The sequence below is a fragment of the Streptomyces sp. NPDC107471 genome, from assembly GCF_055582845.1.
Genome location: NZ_JBVJPC010000017.1, coordinates 79,235 through 96,054, shown reverse-complemented (window position 1 = coordinate 96,054; position 16,820 = coordinate 79,235). Strand labels below are relative to the sequence as shown.

The 16,820-nt window shown below is 69.8% G+C and carries 9 protein-coding genes and 2 pseudogenes; 7 read left to right on the top strand and 4 right to left on the bottom strand.

Translation table 11 applies throughout. The features are described 5' to 3' along the window. Window positions 1–228 precede the first annotated feature (228 nt). The 3 genes from ACZ66S_RS38485 (at window position 229) to ACZ66S_RS38475 (ending at window position 3,753) form a co-directional block, all read left to right on the top strand. Window positions 229–1,665, top strand: a complete 1,437-nt coding sequence (locus ACZ66S_RS38485; protein WP_469906229.1) for a hypothetical protein — start codon at window positions 229–231, stop codon at window positions 1,663–1,665. Between the two features lie 44 nt (window positions 1,666–1,709). After that, window positions 1,710–3,209: an FG-GAP and VCBS repeat-containing protein gene (locus ACZ66S_RS38480; RefSeq protein ID WP_469906228.1), complete on the top strand. Its 1,500-nt coding sequence runs from the start codon at window positions 1,710–1,712 to the stop codon at window positions 3,207–3,209. 166 nt (window positions 3,210–3,375) lie between these two features. Then, window positions 3,376–3,753: a nuclear transport factor 2 family protein gene (locus tag ACZ66S_RS38475; RefSeq protein WP_469906227.1), complete on the top strand. Its 378-nt coding sequence runs from the start codon at window positions 3,376–3,378 to the stop codon at window positions 3,751–3,753. A gap of 117 nt (window positions 3,754–3,870) precedes the next feature. On the opposite strand, the gene ACZ66S_RS38470 is transcribed toward ACZ66S_RS38475, so the two are convergent. The 3 genes from ACZ66S_RS38470 to ACZ66S_RS38460 are packed head-to-tail and all read right to left on the bottom strand — an operon-like array spanning window position 3,871 to window position 6,721. Further along, window positions 3,871–4,551, bottom strand: coding sequence for a response regulator (locus ACZ66S_RS38470; RefSeq protein ID WP_469906226.1), 681 nt, complete (start codon window positions 4,549–4,551; stop codon window positions 3,871–3,873). Then, on the bottom strand, window positions 4,548–5,888 hold the full coding sequence (locus ACZ66S_RS38465) for a sensor histidine kinase (protein WP_469906225.1): 1,341 nt from the start codon (window positions 5,886–5,888) through the stop codon (window positions 4,548–4,550). The genes ACZ66S_RS38470 and ACZ66S_RS38465 overlap by 4 nt, the downstream gene beginning before the upstream one ends. Then, window positions 5,888–6,721 carry a lysostaphin resistance A-like protein gene (locus ACZ66S_RS38460; protein ID WP_469906241.1) on the bottom strand — a complete coding sequence of 278 codons (834 nt, stop codon included), beginning with the start codon at window positions 6,719–6,721 and terminating at the stop codon, window positions 5,888–5,890. The genes ACZ66S_RS38465 and ACZ66S_RS38460 overlap by 1 nt, the downstream gene beginning before the upstream one ends. A gap of 570 nt (window positions 6,722–7,291) precedes the next feature. Here ACZ66S_RS38460 and ACZ66S_RS38455 point away from each other — a divergent pair. The 3 genes and pseudogenes from ACZ66S_RS38455 to ACZ66S_RS38445 all read left to right on the top strand — a co-directional run bounded on the left by ACZ66S_RS38455 (window position 7,292) and on the right by ACZ66S_RS38445 (window position 10,447). Continuing rightward, window positions 7,292–8,779, top strand: coding sequence for an NlpC/P60 family protein (locus tag ACZ66S_RS38455; RefSeq protein ID WP_469906224.1), 1,488 nt, complete (start codon window positions 7,292–7,294; stop codon window positions 8,777–8,779). A 135-nt stretch (window positions 8,780–8,914) separates the two neighbouring features. Continuing rightward, window positions 8,915–9,242: pseudogene (locus tag ACZ66S_RS38450) on the top strand (aldo/keto reductase); the annotation flags it as partial. Between the two features lie 332 nt (window positions 9,243–9,574). Then, on the top strand, window positions 9,575–10,447 hold the full coding sequence (locus tag ACZ66S_RS38445) for a trypsin-like serine protease (protein ID WP_469906223.1): 873 nt from the start codon (window positions 9,575–9,577) through the stop codon (window positions 10,445–10,447). A gap of 417 nt (window positions 10,448–10,864) precedes the next feature. Here ACZ66S_RS38445 and ACZ66S_RS38440 read toward each other — a convergent pair whose 3' ends face one another. Next, complete coding sequence (locus ACZ66S_RS38440) at window positions 10,865–15,949, bottom strand: hypothetical protein (RefSeq protein ID WP_469906222.1); 5,085 nt, start codon at window positions 15,947–15,949, stop codon at window positions 10,865–10,867. Between the two features lie 570 nt (window positions 15,950–16,519). Between ACZ66S_RS38440 and ACZ66S_RS38435 the strand changes: the two are divergent. Beyond that, window positions 16,520–16,627: pseudogene (locus tag ACZ66S_RS38435) on the top strand (HNH endonuclease); the annotation flags it as partial. Between the last annotated feature and the right edge of the window lie 193 nt (window positions 16,628–16,820).

Here is a 16,820-nt window from a genome sequence, read left to right as displayed (position 1 = left end):
TCGTGACGGGCCTTGCCGGTCGGCGGGCCGCCCACCTCATGAGACCGGCGCCCGCGCCGCACGCGCCACCGGGCGGTGCCGTGGTCCGCGTGGCCGGTACGGAGCTCCTGTGCCCGGCCGGAAAAACATCGCCGACCCGCACAACCCTTTGATCATCCCGGGAGTCTTGCGAGCACTGTCCATGACAGCGTCATGTCACGTTCCGCTGCACGCTCCCTGGAGTAGCCCGTGCGTAAACGCACTCTGCTGATGTCCGCGACCCTGCTGGCCTCCGGCCTCACCCCCCTGGCCATGGCGAGTGCCGAGGCTGCCGTGGGCACACCGGGCGACGTGAACAAGGACGGATACCGCGACGTCGTCGTCTCCGCCCCGAATGCCACCGTGGCAGGGCACGCGAAGGCAGGTGCCGTGGTGGTGCTCTACGGCACCGCGCACGGCATCGACCCCGCCCGGCGCACCGTCCTCACACAGAACTCCACCGGCATCCCGGGCGCGGCCGAGGCCGGTGACCTCTTCGGGGCGGCCGTCGTGGTCTCCGATCTCAACCGGGACGGTTACAGCGACCTTGTCGTCGGTTCACCCGGCGAGGACGTCGCGGGCGACGACGGCGGAGGCTCGGTCACCGTCGTCTACGGCACGTCCTCGGGACTGACGAAGGCGAAGCCGGTCCAAGACCCCTGGCCGTCGTCCCACGACGCGTACGGGCGGACGCTGGCCGTGGGCACCTACAACGGCCTCAACCCGGTCAACGACGGCAAGCTGTCGATCGCCGTGGGTGCCAACGACGCCGAAGTCACCTTCGTACCCGCTGACCTGACGGCGCAGTCCGGGACCTCGGGCAACGGCTTCGCGTTCAACCCCGCTTACGGCATCGTCGCGTTGACGGCGATCGACCTGCCGAACACCGATGACGACCGCCTGATCGTCCACGGCCGGGGCGTCGGGGACGGCGGCTGGGGCGCCGACGGGACCGGCGACGACCCCGGCACCCACTTCGCGGACCCGGCCGGCTTCGAGGGTGGCGACCTGCCCGCGGGCACCACGTCCGCGGTGGGGGACCTGGACGGCAACGGCTCCCCCGACCTCGTCATCGGCAACCCCGAGGACCCTTCGCAGAGCCCGGACGCCTCCCTCGGCGGCGAGGTCACCGTCTACTACGACGCCGGTTACTCGGGCTCGCCCAGCCGGGTCCAGACCATCACGCAGGACACGGCGGGCGTACCCGGTGCCGGTGAGGCGAAGGACCGCTTCGGCGCCTCCGTCGCGATCGGCGACACCGACAAGGACGGTCGCGCCGACCTCGTGATCGGAGCCCCGGGCGAGAACGGCGCGAGCGGCGCGGTCACCGTCGTACGCGGCACGACCGGACTGCTGGACGCCGCTCACGCCCGCCTCTGGACGCAGAACACCGCGGGTGTGGCGGGCAGTTCGGAGACCGGCGACGCCTTCGGGTCGGCCGTGCGGATCGTCGACACGAACAGGGACGGCTACGGCGATCTCGTCGTCGCCGCCTCCGGTGAGAACGGCGGCGCGGGAGCGGTGTGGTCGCTGCGCGGCTCGGCCTCGTCCGTCACCGCGGCCGGCTCCGTCAACCTCGGCACCGGCGGCGCGGGCCTCGGCTCCGCGGGCGCCGCCCGCCTCGGAAGCGTGGTGACCGGCCCGTGACGCACCTCCGCCCCGCCCCGCACGCCCCCGAACCTGGAGCCGTCATGCCGCACCCCCCGCAGGTCCGCACCTCCCGCGGATTCTCTCGCTTCCTGAGCGCGGCGATCGCCGTCAGCGCGACCACCACGCTGACCGCGGTCGTCCTGCTGGCCGGCCCGGCAGCCGCCGCCGCGCCTTACCGCGGCGCCAACACCGCCGCCGTACAGGATGACTTCAACGGTGACGGCTACCGTGACCTGGCCGTCGGAGCGCCCGGAGCGGCCGACGGCGCGGTGGACGCCGCGGGTGCGGTCGTCGTGCTGTACGGCTCGGCGAGCGGAGTCTCGGCCGCCCACCGCACGGTCATCACCCAGTCCACCACCGGGGTACCCGGGACGTCGGAGGAATGGGACGGGTTCGGCACGGCCGTCACGTCCGCCGACCTCGACCGCGACGGCTACGCCGACCTGCTCGTCGGCACACCCTCCGAGTCCGCCGGCACCATGGGAGGCGTCGGCTCGCTGACCGTTGTGTGGGGAGGCCCGGCCGGCCTCAAGGGCGGAGCCTCCATCTCGACGCCGACCGGGCTCGACGAGGGCTGCGGTTTCGGGGCCGGTCTGGCCGTCGGCGACGTCACCGGTGACGGTGCACCCGACCTCTCGGTGACCGGCGACTGCGGCGCCACCACCTACACCGGTCCGTTCACCCGTACCGGCGGCGCCGCGCAGCGGCACTTCGTCAACGAACTCGGCACCAACCGCGGAGTCGTCATGGGCGACGTCGACGGCGACGGACGCGCCGAACGCTTCTGGCTGCCCGGCCCCACCGACGGGGACGTGAGCGGACCCGTCCACGCCGAGGGCGACGACGGCCGCTACACCGAACTGCCTCTCGCCGACGGCCTGTCCGGGCAGATCGGCGACATCAACGGCGACGGCTACGGTGACCTGGTCACCGGCGTGCCCTACGACGCCTCCCTGATGTCCGGGACCACCCCCGCCCACCGCGGCGGCGAGATCGAGGTGCTCTACGGCAGCGCGCAGGGCATCTCCCCCACGCAGAAGCCCCAGATCATCCACCAGGACACCGCGGGCGTGCCCGGCGCCGGCGAAGACGGCGACCTGTTCGGGATGTCCCTCGGCGTCGGCGACACCGACGGCGACAAGTACGCCGACGTCCTCGTCGGCACTCCGGGGGAGGCGGTGGGGTCCGCCCGCTACGCGGGCGGCGCGACCCTGCTGCGCGGATCGGCCTCCGGTCTCACCACGGCCGGAGCGAAGGGCTACACCCAGAACACCAGTGGCGTGCCCGGGGCCGCCGAGAGCGGCGACAGATTCGGCGCCGCCACCCACCTCGTCGACGTCACCAAGGACGGCAAGGCCGAGGTCATGGTGGGGGCGCCCGGCGAGAACTCCGACGGTCTGCTGTGGACCGCCCGGGGATCCGCGGCCGGGCCCGTGACCAGCGGCTCCACGGTCACGGGCGGAACCGGCGCCGGACTCAAGCGCAGGTACGCCGACATCGACTTCGGCGCGGCCCTGCCGGGGGCCCAGTCCACCGTCTGACGGGCCGGACGGCGCACGTGCCGGGTGGCGTGCCGCAGGGAGCGGCCCGCCACCACCAGCCAGGCAAGGACAAGTGCGGTGCACCTAGTGCTGTAACCGGGATGGTTCACCGTGATCGGAAGGCGCCTGGGACGAGCGCACGCGAAACGGCTGGTATTACTGGGGTATGCAGGAAGAGACCGCACGCTCCGCGATCGACACGTTCATCTCCGCGTTCAACGCCTCGGACGACAGCTATGTGACTGCCCTGCTCTCCCAGGCCCTGACCTCGGACGTGGTCTTCTGGGGGCCGTTGGGTCGCAGCGAAGGAATCGCGGCGGTTGAGCAGTTCGTGCTGGACATCCGGCGCCACCCGGCGGGAACCGGCACGATGGTGCGCTGCTCAGCGGTGGACATGCCCGACGAGTGGGCCCGGTACCAGTGGGTCTTCACGACGCCTGACGGAGGCCCCCGCCTGGCGGGAACGGACGTCGTCCATCTGCGACGGAGCCTCATCGACCAGGTCATCGTCTTCGCGGGGGAGATCAAGCCGTCCGCCCTGTGAGACGGTCGGCCCTGTCGCTTCCCCTCTCCTGCACTTGCCCCTGCGGCGTTCGGGGACTGCGGTTCACGGTTGGTCAGGCTGCGGTGATCGGTCAGAAAGAGCCTTCGCTCCCGTCGCTCAGCTCGCCAGTCCGTGCCGGAACGCGTAGACGACCGCCTGGACGCGGTCGCGGAGGTGCAGTTTGGTGAGGATGCGGGAGACGAACGTCTTCACCGTCTCCTGGCTGATGACCAAGGAGGCGGCGATCTCGCTGTTGGAAAGGCCGTCCGCGATCAGCCGCAGGACCTCCAACTCGCGGGGGGTGAGCGGGATGTCCGCCCGGGTGCCGTCGGTGGGGCGGATGCGGGCCGCGTACCGGCCGACGAGTTGGCGGGTGACGTCGGGGTCCAGCAGCGCCGCTCCCATGGCGACCGTGCGGATACCGTGCAGCAGGCGGTCGGGCGGGGCGTCCTTGAGCAGGAAGCCGCTCGCTCCGGCGCGCAGCGCCTCGTAGACGTACTCGTCCAGGTTGAACGTGGTGATCACGAGGACCTTGACGGGGTGGGCGACCCCGGCCCCCGCCAGCAGGCGAGTGGCTTCGAGGCCGTCGAGGACCGGCATACGGATGTCCATGACCACGACGTCCGGCGTGTGCTTGCGCGCGAGTTCGACGCCGGTCTGTCCGTCACCGCATGCGCCCACGACCTCCATGTCGGGCTGCGCGTCGATGATGGTGACCAGGCCCGTGCGGATGAGCGCCTGGTCGTCGCAGACAAGGACGCGGGTCGGTGCGGCCCCGGGTGGCGACGTGGTGCTCACGAGCGGCTCCCGGCCGGAATCCGCGCCCGAACTACGAAGCCGCCGCCCGCATCGGTGCCTGCGCTGAAGTCACCGCCGAGGACGTCGACCCGCTCGCGCAGACCGGCAAGCCCCCGTCCGCTGCCACCGACGGCGGCTGCCCGTGAGCCGGTACCGTCCGTGCTGACCTCCACGCTGATCTCCCTCTCGCCGTGCCGCACGGTGACCGAAGTGCGGCTGCCGTGAGCGTACTTGAGGGCGTTGGTCAGTGCTTCCTGCACCACCCGGTAGGCCACGAGGTCGGCGCTCCCGGTGGACACCGGCGGAGTGCCCTCCTCGGTGAACGCCACCGGCTGGCCCGCCCGGCGGGTCTGCTCCACGAGGGTGAGCAGGCGGCCGACGGCCGGTGACCTGCGCTCCCCCGGGCCGTCGCCACCGGTGCCGTGATCGGGATTGAGCAGGTCCAGAAGATGCCGTAGATCGGTGATCGCTCGTCGTCCGGTGTCGGAGACGGCACTCAGGGACTGCTCCAGCCGCTCCGGCGCGGCGGTCAGGTAGCGGGCGGCCTCCGCCTGCACCACCATCGCCGTCACGTGATGGGTCACCACGTCGTGCAACTCCCGGGCGATCCGGGTGCGTTCGGCCGTCCGCGTCTCCGCCGCGATCCGCGTACGGCGCTCGGCTTCCGCCCGCCGGGTGGTGCGCAGCCATCCTCCGGTGCCCCACGCCAGGCCCAGCGCCAGGTAGAACGTCACGAACCCTGTCACGTCCTCGCCGGAGCCGACCTGGGAGAGGGTCACCGCCAGGGCCACGTACGCCGCGGTCAGGCCGAACACGCAGATGTGGCGGTGCCGTTCCAAGTGCGAGCCGGTACTCACCAGCATGACGGGCATCGCGGTGGCCGCGAAGGTGTGGTAGCCGAGGAGCTGGTCGATCGCGAACCCGCAGGACACCAGAGCCAGGGAGAGGGCCGGCACCCGGCGCCGCACCGCGAGCGGCAGGGACTCCAGCAGGATCACCACGACGGCCAGCGCGTCGTGCGGGCGGTCGGAAACGCCCCCGAGAACCGTTCCGTTGCTGCGCAGCGCCGGGACGAACGAACCGGTCAGCAGGAGCAGCCCGAACGGAAGGTCCCGCACGACGACGTCCAGCCGGTACCAGGCGTCCCTCAGTCTCTTCTGTACTGCGGCCAGCCGGCGCTGGCTCCCGCTCAGTCGGCGGCGGACTGCAACCTGCACTCCTGTGGGCGGGAACGGCCGGAGCCGGGACCCGGCCGGCCGGTGCCCGGCTCCGTCCTCGCGGTGCCCGCCTGCGTGCGTCCGGTGCTCCGGCGTCTCGGCGGATCGCTGCTCGGACATCAGCGGGCGAGTGCGGCGAGGGTGTTCGCGCGCTCGGCGCGGCGCAGCGGGACGATGTTGCCGCGGCGGTGGGCCACGATCAGGAAACAGAGTGTCAGCAGCGTGCCGAAGAGCACCGCGTACACGCTCGCCTCGGGGCCGAACTCGCCGCCCGTGACCAGCTTGTTGCCCGACAGGCTGGCCTCCAGCAGACCGTGGTTGTCGCCGTTGCCCGACACCTGGGTGCTGAAGATACCGGCCTCCATGTAGTTCCAGGCGAAGTGCACGCCCATCGGCAGCCACAGGTTGCGGGTGGCGGCGTACCCGGCGGCGAGCATCGCGCCGGCCTCGACGGCGATGGCCAGGGCCCCGGCGAGAGTGGCGTCGTCGTTGAGGAGGTGCATGCCGCCGAACACGAGCCCGGACAGTACCAGCGCGATGTACGTGCCCGCGCCGCGTTCCACGAGCCGGAACAGCAGACCGCGGAAGACGATCTCCTCGGTCGCGGCGGCGCCGGCCATGAAGCCGATCAGGCCGATGGCGCCACTCACCGAGTCGATGCCGTGGACCTCGTAGTCACCGAGGAAGTAGATGTTGCCGATGACACAGAGGAACATCAGCGTGCCGAGCAACAGGCCCCACAAGGTTGCGCTCGTCGCGTTCTTCCCCTCGAGCTCGGTGACCTCACGGTTCTCGGTGCGTCCCACCGCCCACCGGTAGACGAACACCATGGCGGCCACCGTGAGGGCGCCCGCCAGCAGCGACAACCACGGATTGTCCTTCACCCCCGTGCTGACGCCGCCGCTGATCGCGTAGACCGCGAACACGGCAACTATCTGCAGGACGATCTTCATGACCTTCACGACGTGGGCTCCCTCTGCCAGTTGCGTCCGGTACGTTTCCCCGGCCCGCGGTGCGACGCTCCGCGACGAACCGAACGCTACGGAGCCGACACTCGGGAATCGTCACCACGCAGTGGACACTCCTGCGTAGCTCGCAAGGGGGACAACGAAGGCAGAAATGGCTCGCGAGAGCCCAACCGGACACGGACAAACGTCAGTTGAGGCCGGAGCAGCCCTCAGCCCCCGCCAGGAGCGATACGGAATACCCCGGCGCGGCCAGGTGCATCGAGGTGGACTGCGTCAGCAACGTCGGTGATGGCCCTCAAAGGAAGAACGTCATCACTGACCTGCCACCTCGCGCACCGCTACGGCCTCGAGGCGAGGGCCTTGCACTCGTACTGGCGGCGGAGCAACACCCCATCCCCGCGCCGGGATTGGCATGTCCCCGTAATCGGCTAGCCTCTCGGTGATCAGCGGAGCGGACACGGTTCCGCACGTCCAGCGGCGGGCCTGCCGCCGGAGGGGGAAATGATGAACAGACATCTGCGCGCCAGACCGACATGGTCGGGACTGCTTCGGTCCTTGTTGGCTTCCGTGCTGCTGACCTTCGGTCTGGCGCTCGTGCCGGCGGCACCCGCACACGCCGCAGGCGACTGCAGGGCGTACGGGGAGACCAGCGTTCAGGGGGCGCTCGCCGTGAAGGCCGCCTGCGACGAGGTGGCGGCCGGCACCATGTACTCCTGGGGAGGCGGCCACGGCCCTGTGCCCGGCAAGACGCACGGCACCCCGGACGGCGGCGGCGACGAGGCGTGGAACGACGGCAATGTCGTCGGCTTCGACTGCTCGGGGCTGACCCGCTGGGCATGGTCGGTGGCCACCGGCCGGGACATCCTCGGGCCCGGGACAACGTCCGACGTCTTCGACCGCTACTGGCCGGTCCGCTTCGCGGGCAGCGACGGAACGGCCCATCTCAAGCCCGGGGACGTGCTGTTCTGGCAGCGCACCCGGTTCTATTGGCAAAGCACCACGCACACCGCGATCTATCTCGGCGACGGGAAGATCGTGGAGGCGGCGGAGTCCCAACACCCCCTCCAGGTCGCCGACTTCAGCTCGCATTCCAGCAGCATCTACGTCGGGGCGATCCGGCCGGGCGAGGGATCGGACTCGGCTTCACCGGACAACTCCGGCCTTCCCGGCCAGCTCTTCAGTACGTGGGGCGAGTGGGTCCGGGCGGGCGACGAACCGCGCCGCGGATCAACGGTGCAGCACACCTTCCCGGGTCCCACCCAGGTGAAGATCTCCTGCCAGACGCGCGGCGAGTCGATCACTGCGGAGGGGATCACCAACGACCTGTGGTCGTACCTGCCCGCATACGACGCCTGGATCACCAACATCTACGTGCGCGGGCCCGCCGCGCTGCCAGGAGTGCCCGACTGCCTCAGCGGGGGCCCCGTCGGCGGGGCCGACCCCGGCGGACGGTTCACCACCTGGGGCGACGGGGTGAACGTACGCTCGCAGCCCACGCTCACCGCCGCCGTCCGGCAGACGATCGGCGGCGAGACGTCGGTGCGTGTCTCGTGCCAGCAGCACGGCGACGTCGTCAACGCGGAGGGCTTCGTCAACACGGTCTGGTCCTATCTGCCTGACTACGACGGCTGGATCACCAACATCTATCTCCAGGGTCCCGCCGTGCTGCCGGGGGTTCCCGACTGCGCCGGTGGCGCGCTGGGCGGTGGCACCGCCACGGCGGGCTGCACCGACGGCGGAGCGCCGAACGGAGCGGACGCCCGCTCGCCGCGCTCGGTGTCGATCGCGGGTCGCCTGATCGAACTGCGCTACAGCGACACCACCGAGTGCGCCTGGGGGCGCGTCACCGGCGGAGCACCCGGCGACGAGGTGTGGGTCGACCGCAGCATCACCGGCGGGCAGTCATGGGACCAGCTCGGCTTCACCAGGATCACCAGCGGCTCGGACGTGTTCACTCCCGAGTGGAACGACCACAACGTGGTGATGCGGGCCTGCGGCAGCCCCGGCGACAGCGACACGGTCGTCTGCACCGACTGGTTCTGACAGCGGGCAACGGTGGCGGACCGCCGGCGGGGGCTGATGACAGGCCGCCGGCGGTCCGCCACCGCCCGTACGACCGTATCGGCCGGGCGATGTGGGGTCGCCTCCAGCGCCACGACCGCATCTACGACGCCGGCCTCGATGCAGGACCACTACAACCTCATCCACCGCGAAGCAGAGCGGGAGATGTTCCCTCTCTGCGCCGACCAGGGCATCGGCGTGATCCCGTGGAGCCCGCTGGCGCGGGGCAGGCTGACGCGGGTCCGGGACACTGGCACGGCGCGTGCCGCAACACCTGGCCTGGGTCATGCGCAACCCGACGGTGACCTCGCCCATCGTCGGGGTCACCAAGCCGGCCCAACTGGCCGACGCGGTCGCCGCGGTGGACGTCGAACTCGACGAAGAAGAGGCCGCCTACCTGGAGGAGTCCTTCTACAAGCGGCAGCCTGTGGCGAGATCCCGGTAGTCCCGGCTACCGCCGTATCCCGGATGTTCCGGCTTCGCGCGTGAACGCGGAGCCTATGCCACGCTGGTCCCGGTGGGCTGACTTCCAGACACGGCAGGTAGCCGCCCTGTTCGAAGCCCACAAAGCACACTGCTGCCGCGTGGCTGGTCGAACTCGTTTTGGCCCTCAGGGTGTTCGGCCGCATCGCGCGGCGAGCTGCTCTCACAGCCCGTACATAGGGAAATCCCTGGAAAGGCCGGCGTGCTCTTGTCGCTGCCACCTGCAGGACGCTTCACTGGCGCTGCTGCACCCCCCACAGGAGAACACCCGTCCCGTCAGTAGAAGGGTTTCTCTTGACCGCCCTACGCGCCTCCGCCGTCACCGCCGCGGCCTGTGCCGCCGTGCTAGCCACCGCGCTGCCGTCCTCGGCCATCAACTCGTACAACGCGACACCCGCACCCGAGCGCACCGAGGTCGGCGCGCTCGTCGCGACCTGGGACAACGACGGCGACCCCACGACACCCGACCGGGTCGACTGGGTCTGCTCCGGCACCATGATCGACGCGGACACGTTCCTGACCGCCGCGCACTGCACCACCGACTGGCCCGACAACGTGAAGTTCTACGTGTCCCTGGACCAGGACGTGCAGGCCGGCCTCGACGCCGCCGCGAAGAAGTACCCCGGCGATCCGGCCGCACAGGCAGGCACCGTCGCCGTCGAGGGCACCGCGCACAGCCATCCCGACTACCCCGGGCCCGCGTCCGACGCGCACGACATCTCGGTGATCGAGCTACCCACGACCAAGGTCAAGGCCCGCTGGACCTTCACCCCGGCCACGCTGCCCACCGTCAACCAGCTCGGCGCGCTCGGCCCGCAGTCGCTGAACTCCACCGACTGGTTCGTCGCCGGATACGGCACCCAGGAGGCCGAGCGCGGCCCCGGCGGCCAGACCCACCCCGGCGGCGGTGTCCGGATGAAGGCGCCTGTCACCTTCGACGCCCTCAACAACGCGTGGGTCCGCCTGGGGATGACCGAGCCCCAGGGCAACGGCGGTGCCTGCTACGGCGACTCCGGCGGCCCCAACTTCGCCGTGATCGGCGGCCGTAACGTGCTCGCGGCCACCACGATCACCGGCGACGGCCCCTGCTACGCGACGAACGTGTCGTACCGCCTGGACACCCCGGGCGCCCGCGCCTTCCTGGCGCCGTTCGTGCAACTGCCGTAGCGCCCCCGGCCGGGCAACAGTGCCATCTCCGCAGCGCCTTACCGCGTTGCCCGGCCCGCCGCCGACGGCTCGGACGAGCCGTCGGCGGGCTGATCTCGGACGGTTCCGGAGCAGTTCGGCGAGGTGGGCTGGGAGCGCCGTTTTGCTGCCTGCCGTGTCGAGCTCCCCCAGCCGACCGCGATGGCGCCGAGACAGACGGGCCGGCCCCTTGACCAGAGCGGGAGGCGTGGAGGCCGCCCATGCCCTGCCAGTCCCGCCCCGCACCCCGGGTTCCCGCCGACCAGGTGCAGCCCCGGCCTCTCCTGCACCGACCAGCCGGCGCCCCCGGCGTTCGTGACGTCCGAAGCGACTGCCGTGCCTGAGTCGTCAGAGCCGCCCGAGCAGCGCGCGAGCCGCCGCCCGAGCCGCCCTGAGGCGCTACTCCACGCTGATGTTGAGAGTCGTCTCCGCGTACATGGGTGGCGTGTAACAGTCCCGCGTCTGCACATTGACCACGTAGCTCGCTTCGGCGTCCGCCGGGAAGGTCCCGGAGATATGCCCCTTGTCCACAGTGACGCCCGTGGGCAGCGCCGGGTTCACCTGGGTGGTGACGAGCGAGCCCTGGAAGATCGAGTCCCCGCCGCTGAAGATGCGGACGTCGAACGCCGATCCCCGCTTCACCGTCAACGACTGGGTGGGTGAAACCGCTTGGGGCCGGTGCGCGTGGGCGTCGGACGCCGCGGCGCCCTGGAGGATCAGCGAGGCTCCCGCCATGAGCCCGTCGGCGACGGAGATGAGCGCCCACATGTGCTTCCCCACGCCCTCGTGCTCGGCGAAGTTGCGAAGCACCTGAACCATCCTCGGCATCGCGTCGAGCACCGAGCCCGCCATGTTCATCGCGTACAGTGAGTACGGCAGTTCGGGGTCCGTCCGGTGCGCCGTCTCGGTGCCTCCGACGTTGCAGATGAGGACGCCGACGCCCAGGACCGCCTGGACGATCGAGCCCGGCACCAGGCTCTTTGCGGCCGTGTCCTTGTCGGTGTCGTACCCGAGGTTCTTGAGTACGGAGGTGACCTTTCCGGTGCTCTCGAAGAACATGGCGGCGATCGAGGAGGCGAGGTCGAGGACGAGGGCGATCGACTTGACCGTGCACCCCGCGATGCCCCAGCCGTCCCACGGCTCCCGCGGAGAGGTCACGGAGGGGATGCTCAGCGCGTAGGACCAGGCGTTGCCCAGGATCTCCAGCGTGTTGAGGATGCCGGCCGCGATCTCCTTCTTGGGGTACTCCGGGATGAAGTCGGTCGGTCCCTTGAGGAGGTCGGTGAGGCCCACCACGAGGGCGAGCATCACGCCGGCCGGGATGGCGCTGCACTGGAACTCCACCAGCCGCATGTTCTCGGCCGGGTCCTGCTCGCCAGGTCCCGCGGAGGGGTCGTCGAAGGACGGGATGGGGATCGCCACGAACTTCCCGCCGGGGAAGGGCGGGTTGTCGACACCGTTGATGAGCTTGTAGAGCGCGGTGACGAAGAAGCCCAGGATGAGGCTGGAGAGTCCGAGGAGGCTCGGCTTCTCGCGGTGGTCCTTGTCGATGTTGGCGCCGGCCTGGACCCAGTCGTAGAGGGTCGCGACGAAGCCCATGTCCTCCAGGGGTGCCAGCAGGAACGCGGCAAGTTCGTCCACGGCCTTGACCGTGAAGTCGACGAAGGACTTGACGAGCTTGCCGGCCGCGACGAGGAAGTCGTCCACGAGTTTCTGCACGGCGCGTACGAGGGTGACGACCTTGGCGCTGGTCGTGGTGCCCGCGTCGGTGGGGTCGAGGAAGTCGAGCAGGGCGCCGCCGAGATCCCCCAGGTCGCTCAGGAGGGTGGTCCAGGCCGGGTCGTTGACGAGGTCGGTGACGAAGGCGTCGAAGTCCTCCAGGAGCGTGTTGGCGCCGGTCACATGGAGGACCTCCGCGAAGGAGGCGGGGAGGTCCGTCGAGCCCAGCGTCTTGTTCTGCATCCAGTTGGCCTGGGGTGTGCTGAGGTCTCCTTGTGCGACAGCGCCTCCGGATTCCGTGGGGATGTCGCCGGTCTTGTTCGGGAAGTCCCCGACGCGCGTGTCGGCGTACTGGGCGCAGACGAGGTCGAAGTACTCCTTGCACACGGGGCGCTGCTCCTCGAACCACCGTTCGGAGCGGTTGCCGAACTTCTGGATCATGGTCCTGCACAGGGGCAGCGCCGTGTCTGTCAGCGAGGACTGGATGGCCTTCTTCGTGTCCCAGATATCCGACATGTCGAAGAGCGACTTCAGCCAGTCGATCACGCGCATGACGGCGTCGGCGATCATCTGGAAGACGGCCTCGACCGCCTGGATGGCCTGCTCGACGGCCTCGATGATCATCTCGCCGAGGGAGACGATGGCGTCGCCGATCCAGACGGCGATCTCGACGACCGCGGAGACGAGGACCTCGGCGACCTGCGTGGCGCCGGTCTTGATGCCCTCCCACACGTCCGAGGCCCAGCTCGTGAAGTCGTCCCACCAGCCCCCGTAGGCCGGGTGCCCGGTGCGGTAGCTGTGGTAGGCGTCGATCTCGCCCTGGTTCCGGAAGGCCTGGAAGGCGGGCCGGTCCGGGTCCCAGAGCTGGATGACGTAGCCGGCGACGGGCTCGGCGCTCTCGCCGTCGAAGGAGAGCCTCAGCTCCTCGGTGCCGGCGGCCTGCGCGTACATGTTGGTGCAGTGGTCGACGACGACCTGCGGGGTGAGTCCGCGTTCTTCGAGAGCGGGCCAGTCGGCGAGCCGGCTTGCCCTCAGCTTCTTGTTGTTCGGGGTGACCTCGGCGTTCTTGAGGACTTCGGCCGAGAACTTGCCCGTCTGGGAGGGCAGGGTGCCTTCGCCGGCGAGGAAGGAGTTCGCCTGGGCGGCGAAGTCGATCGCGGCACCCTGCTGCAGATTGTCGGCGTTGAGGTGCACGACGGGCGGGTTGAGACCGCGGGCGGCGATGGAGACGACGAGCTTGCCCGACGGGTTGGTGGTGACGGCGATGGTGCGGCCGGGGCCCACCTGGTAGGACACCTCGTCGATCTGCACCTCCACCAGGGAGTCGGCGGAGACGCTCACCCGGTGCCCGTTCATCGGCCTGCCCTGCGTGGACAGCAGTGTCACCTCGGCGACGTAGTGGGAGACGACGAACGGTTCCTGGTTCGTGGTCGGCGGGATACGCACCTTGTCCGTCTGCCACTGGGAGGTCGTGACGTCCTGGGTGCAGACGCAGTACGCCTCGGCGGGGCTCATCCCGCTCATCTTGATGAGCTCGGACGGCTTGAAGTCGGGGTAGGGGTCCAGTTGGAAGTCGATGATGTCGGCGTGCAGTCCGACCGTCACGAACGTCGAGGGTCCGGGCGGCGCCTGGTAGACGGGGGCCATGCGGCCGCCGCGCTGCCCCATCACGGAGACCTTCCCGCTGCCGGGGCGGTAGGCGGCCAGGTACTCCATGCTGCCGGTGCCGGCGTAGTCGTACGGGGTCACCGTGTCCGCCGACGAGGCGAAGTCGTATCCGCCGATGCCGTAGCGGTTCCAGATGTCCCGCGTGTACTGCGTGGGGGCCGTCCGGTCGCGCTTGAGGATCCACACGGTCTGGTCGCCGTACTTCGGGACGTCGCCGGGGCGGTAGGCGAAGATGTGGTCGTTCTTCCCGAGGCCGGAGAAGTCGAAGGGGACGAGGCGGTCGTTGGGGCGGATCAGGTCGTAGCCGCCGAGGCCGTGGGTGTCGCTCTGCACCTCGGCGTAGAAGACCCCGTTCTTGTCGGTGCCGAGGATGTACGCCTTTCCGGTGCCGGGGCGGTAGGCCAGCAGGTGGGTGTCGCTGCCGGAGCTGTCGTAGTCGAGACCGACGACGATGTCCGCGGGATGGTCCAGGCTGAAGCCGCCGAGACCGGTCGTGGAGGTGACGGCGGGGTGGAAGGTCCCGTCCTTCTGCGGTGCCAGCACCCAGGCGGTGCCGGTGCCGGGCCGGTAGGCGAGGAGGTGGTCGTTCTTCCCGGAGCCGGTGTAGTCGAACGGCACCAGCCGGTCCGCCCCGCTGGCGAGGTCGTACTTCCGTCCGGGCTCACCGATGCCGCCGCTGGTCGCGGAGACCACCGAGGTGAAGCCGTCGGCGCCGGCCTGCCTCTTGAAGATGGCGAACTTCCCCGCCCCGGGCCGGTAGGCGAGCAGGTGGCGGGGGCTGCCCGCACCGGTGTAGTCGTACGCCACCACCTGGTCCGCGGGGGACGCGAAGTCGTATCCGGGGAGCCCTGATTCGGAGTGGTACACGCGGCCGAAACCGCCGGGTGCGGCGGTACGACCGACAACCCACACCACCCGCGCTCCCGGGCGGTACGCCAGCAGCCGGTCGGCCTTGCCCTGACCGGTGTAGTCGAACGCCACCAGGCGGTCGGACGGGCTGAGCAGGTCGTAGCCTCCGATGCCGGTGGGCTCGGACGCCACCCTCGCCGACGTCCACGCGGGCTGCACCACCCGGGCCCGGTCCGGGCCCGTCCCCCGGTCGATGGTCTGCCAGGTGGACTGGTGGAGGACCTGCAGGTTGCCGGCCGCACCGCCCTGGTCCGAGGAGGTGCCGAACACGTGGAGCAGCCCGTCGGCGTCCTGCCACACGCGTGCGCGGGCCGCGGGGTCGAACCCGGTGTCCATGACGGGGTCCATCATGAGGTGGTGCCCGGGCGTCATGTACGAGCCCGTCACCAGGTACTGGCTGTCGAGATAGGCGAAGCCCACGTCCCCTTGCGGGTTGTCCTGATTGAGGTTGGGGACGTAGTAGCTGCCGCAGAACTGGTCGACGGTCCTGCTGATCTCGTAGGGGCCGCGGAACTGTCCGGCCGTTTCCTCGTAGCGCAGCAACTGCTTCCCGTTCAGGAAGTAGTAGACGTACACGTTCTTCTGGCCGGTCGCCGGATAGTAGGGCAGGAATCCGCCGCCGACGATCGGAAAGCCGGGCGCGTACATCGTGGTGTAGTGCTCGGCCCAGGCGGGGCCGTCGCCCTTGAACGTGGGGAGTTGCGGAAGCAGCACGAAGAACGACGCGCCACCCGAAATCTCGAGCGTCGAACCCAGCACCAGCGGCCCGCTGTTCGGTGAGTACGACACGCACAGCGAACGCGCATACGCGCTTTCTATGGCGAAGTCGGTCCTGCGCTCCCATGCGCACTGCGCCGTGCCGGCGGTCTCGGCCTGAACGGTGAGCACCACGCCGAACGGGCTGGCTCCTCCGTCCGCGCACGAGCAGATGGCCCAGACCTCGCCAGACGGATGCACGACGGCCAGCACTTCGGCGACCGGCGGCACGCCCTCGACGTCCTGCTGCTCCCAGCCGGTCTCGGAGGACTCGGTGCGCTGCAGGTAGGTCAGCTTTCCCGTGGGGGTGACGACCAGCGCTTCCTCGCGTCCCTGCTTGAAGGGGTTCGCGAACAGCGCCTCCTGGTTGATGCCGTCGCCGACGGAGACGCCGACGGCGCGCACGGCGTCCTGCATCATTTGTGTGGTCACGGATAACGAGCCCGGCGCTATCGGAGCGGCGGGTACCTCGTCCGCGAATTCGGGTGAGCGGGAAAATGTCTCGATGCCCATGGAAACTCCAGGGAATTGCGTGCGTCGAACGCGGTCGGAAACGCAGCCGAAGGCCGTGGAACCGAAGTAAATGGGCCCGTAGGCCGGGTCGCGAAAAGGCGACAACTCACAGGGGAGCACGGAGAAATGATGTGCCCTCAGGTGGCTCGCCCGGTGCACCGGTCGGCCATACCGCCACCTTAGGCCGACTGAAGAGGCTGTCAACTGCGTGCGTCCAAGAAACCGCGACATCACTCGCTGTGAAGCTGAACCGAACGCTTATGAAGCAGCCATTCCGTATTTGTGTGCCACTCCGGCATGCACATGAAGAATGCGGTTGCGGGCGTGCGTTTATCCGAATGCGCTCAACAGCGTTGCGGATGAGCGCAGTTGGCATGCGACTAACCGTGCACGTTTACAACTACCGCCACGAGAGGTCGAGTTAAGGCATGGGCACACCCCGAATCCGCAGTGGGCACACCCCGGCACTCGACCCCTCGGAACAGGTGCCCCGACTGCCGCCCGACAGGCGGAAGCTGGTGGTCGTACTGCGACGCCACCGTCGTGATGTCGGCCTCCGGACTCGACATCGACCACATGGTCCCCCTGGCGGACTCGATGGGCAGACAAGATCTTGCCCATGCGCCCGCGCCGCCGAGACCGGCAGCACCAGCGTCGAGTTCATCACGGAGCCCCCCGAAGCGTCCGCAACTCCCCAGCCACAGCCTGGCTTTGGATCCCCCACTGGCCGCAATCATCCAGCATCACCTGAGCCGCACCAGCGATTCTTGTGCGGTCCTGGTGAGGCCTG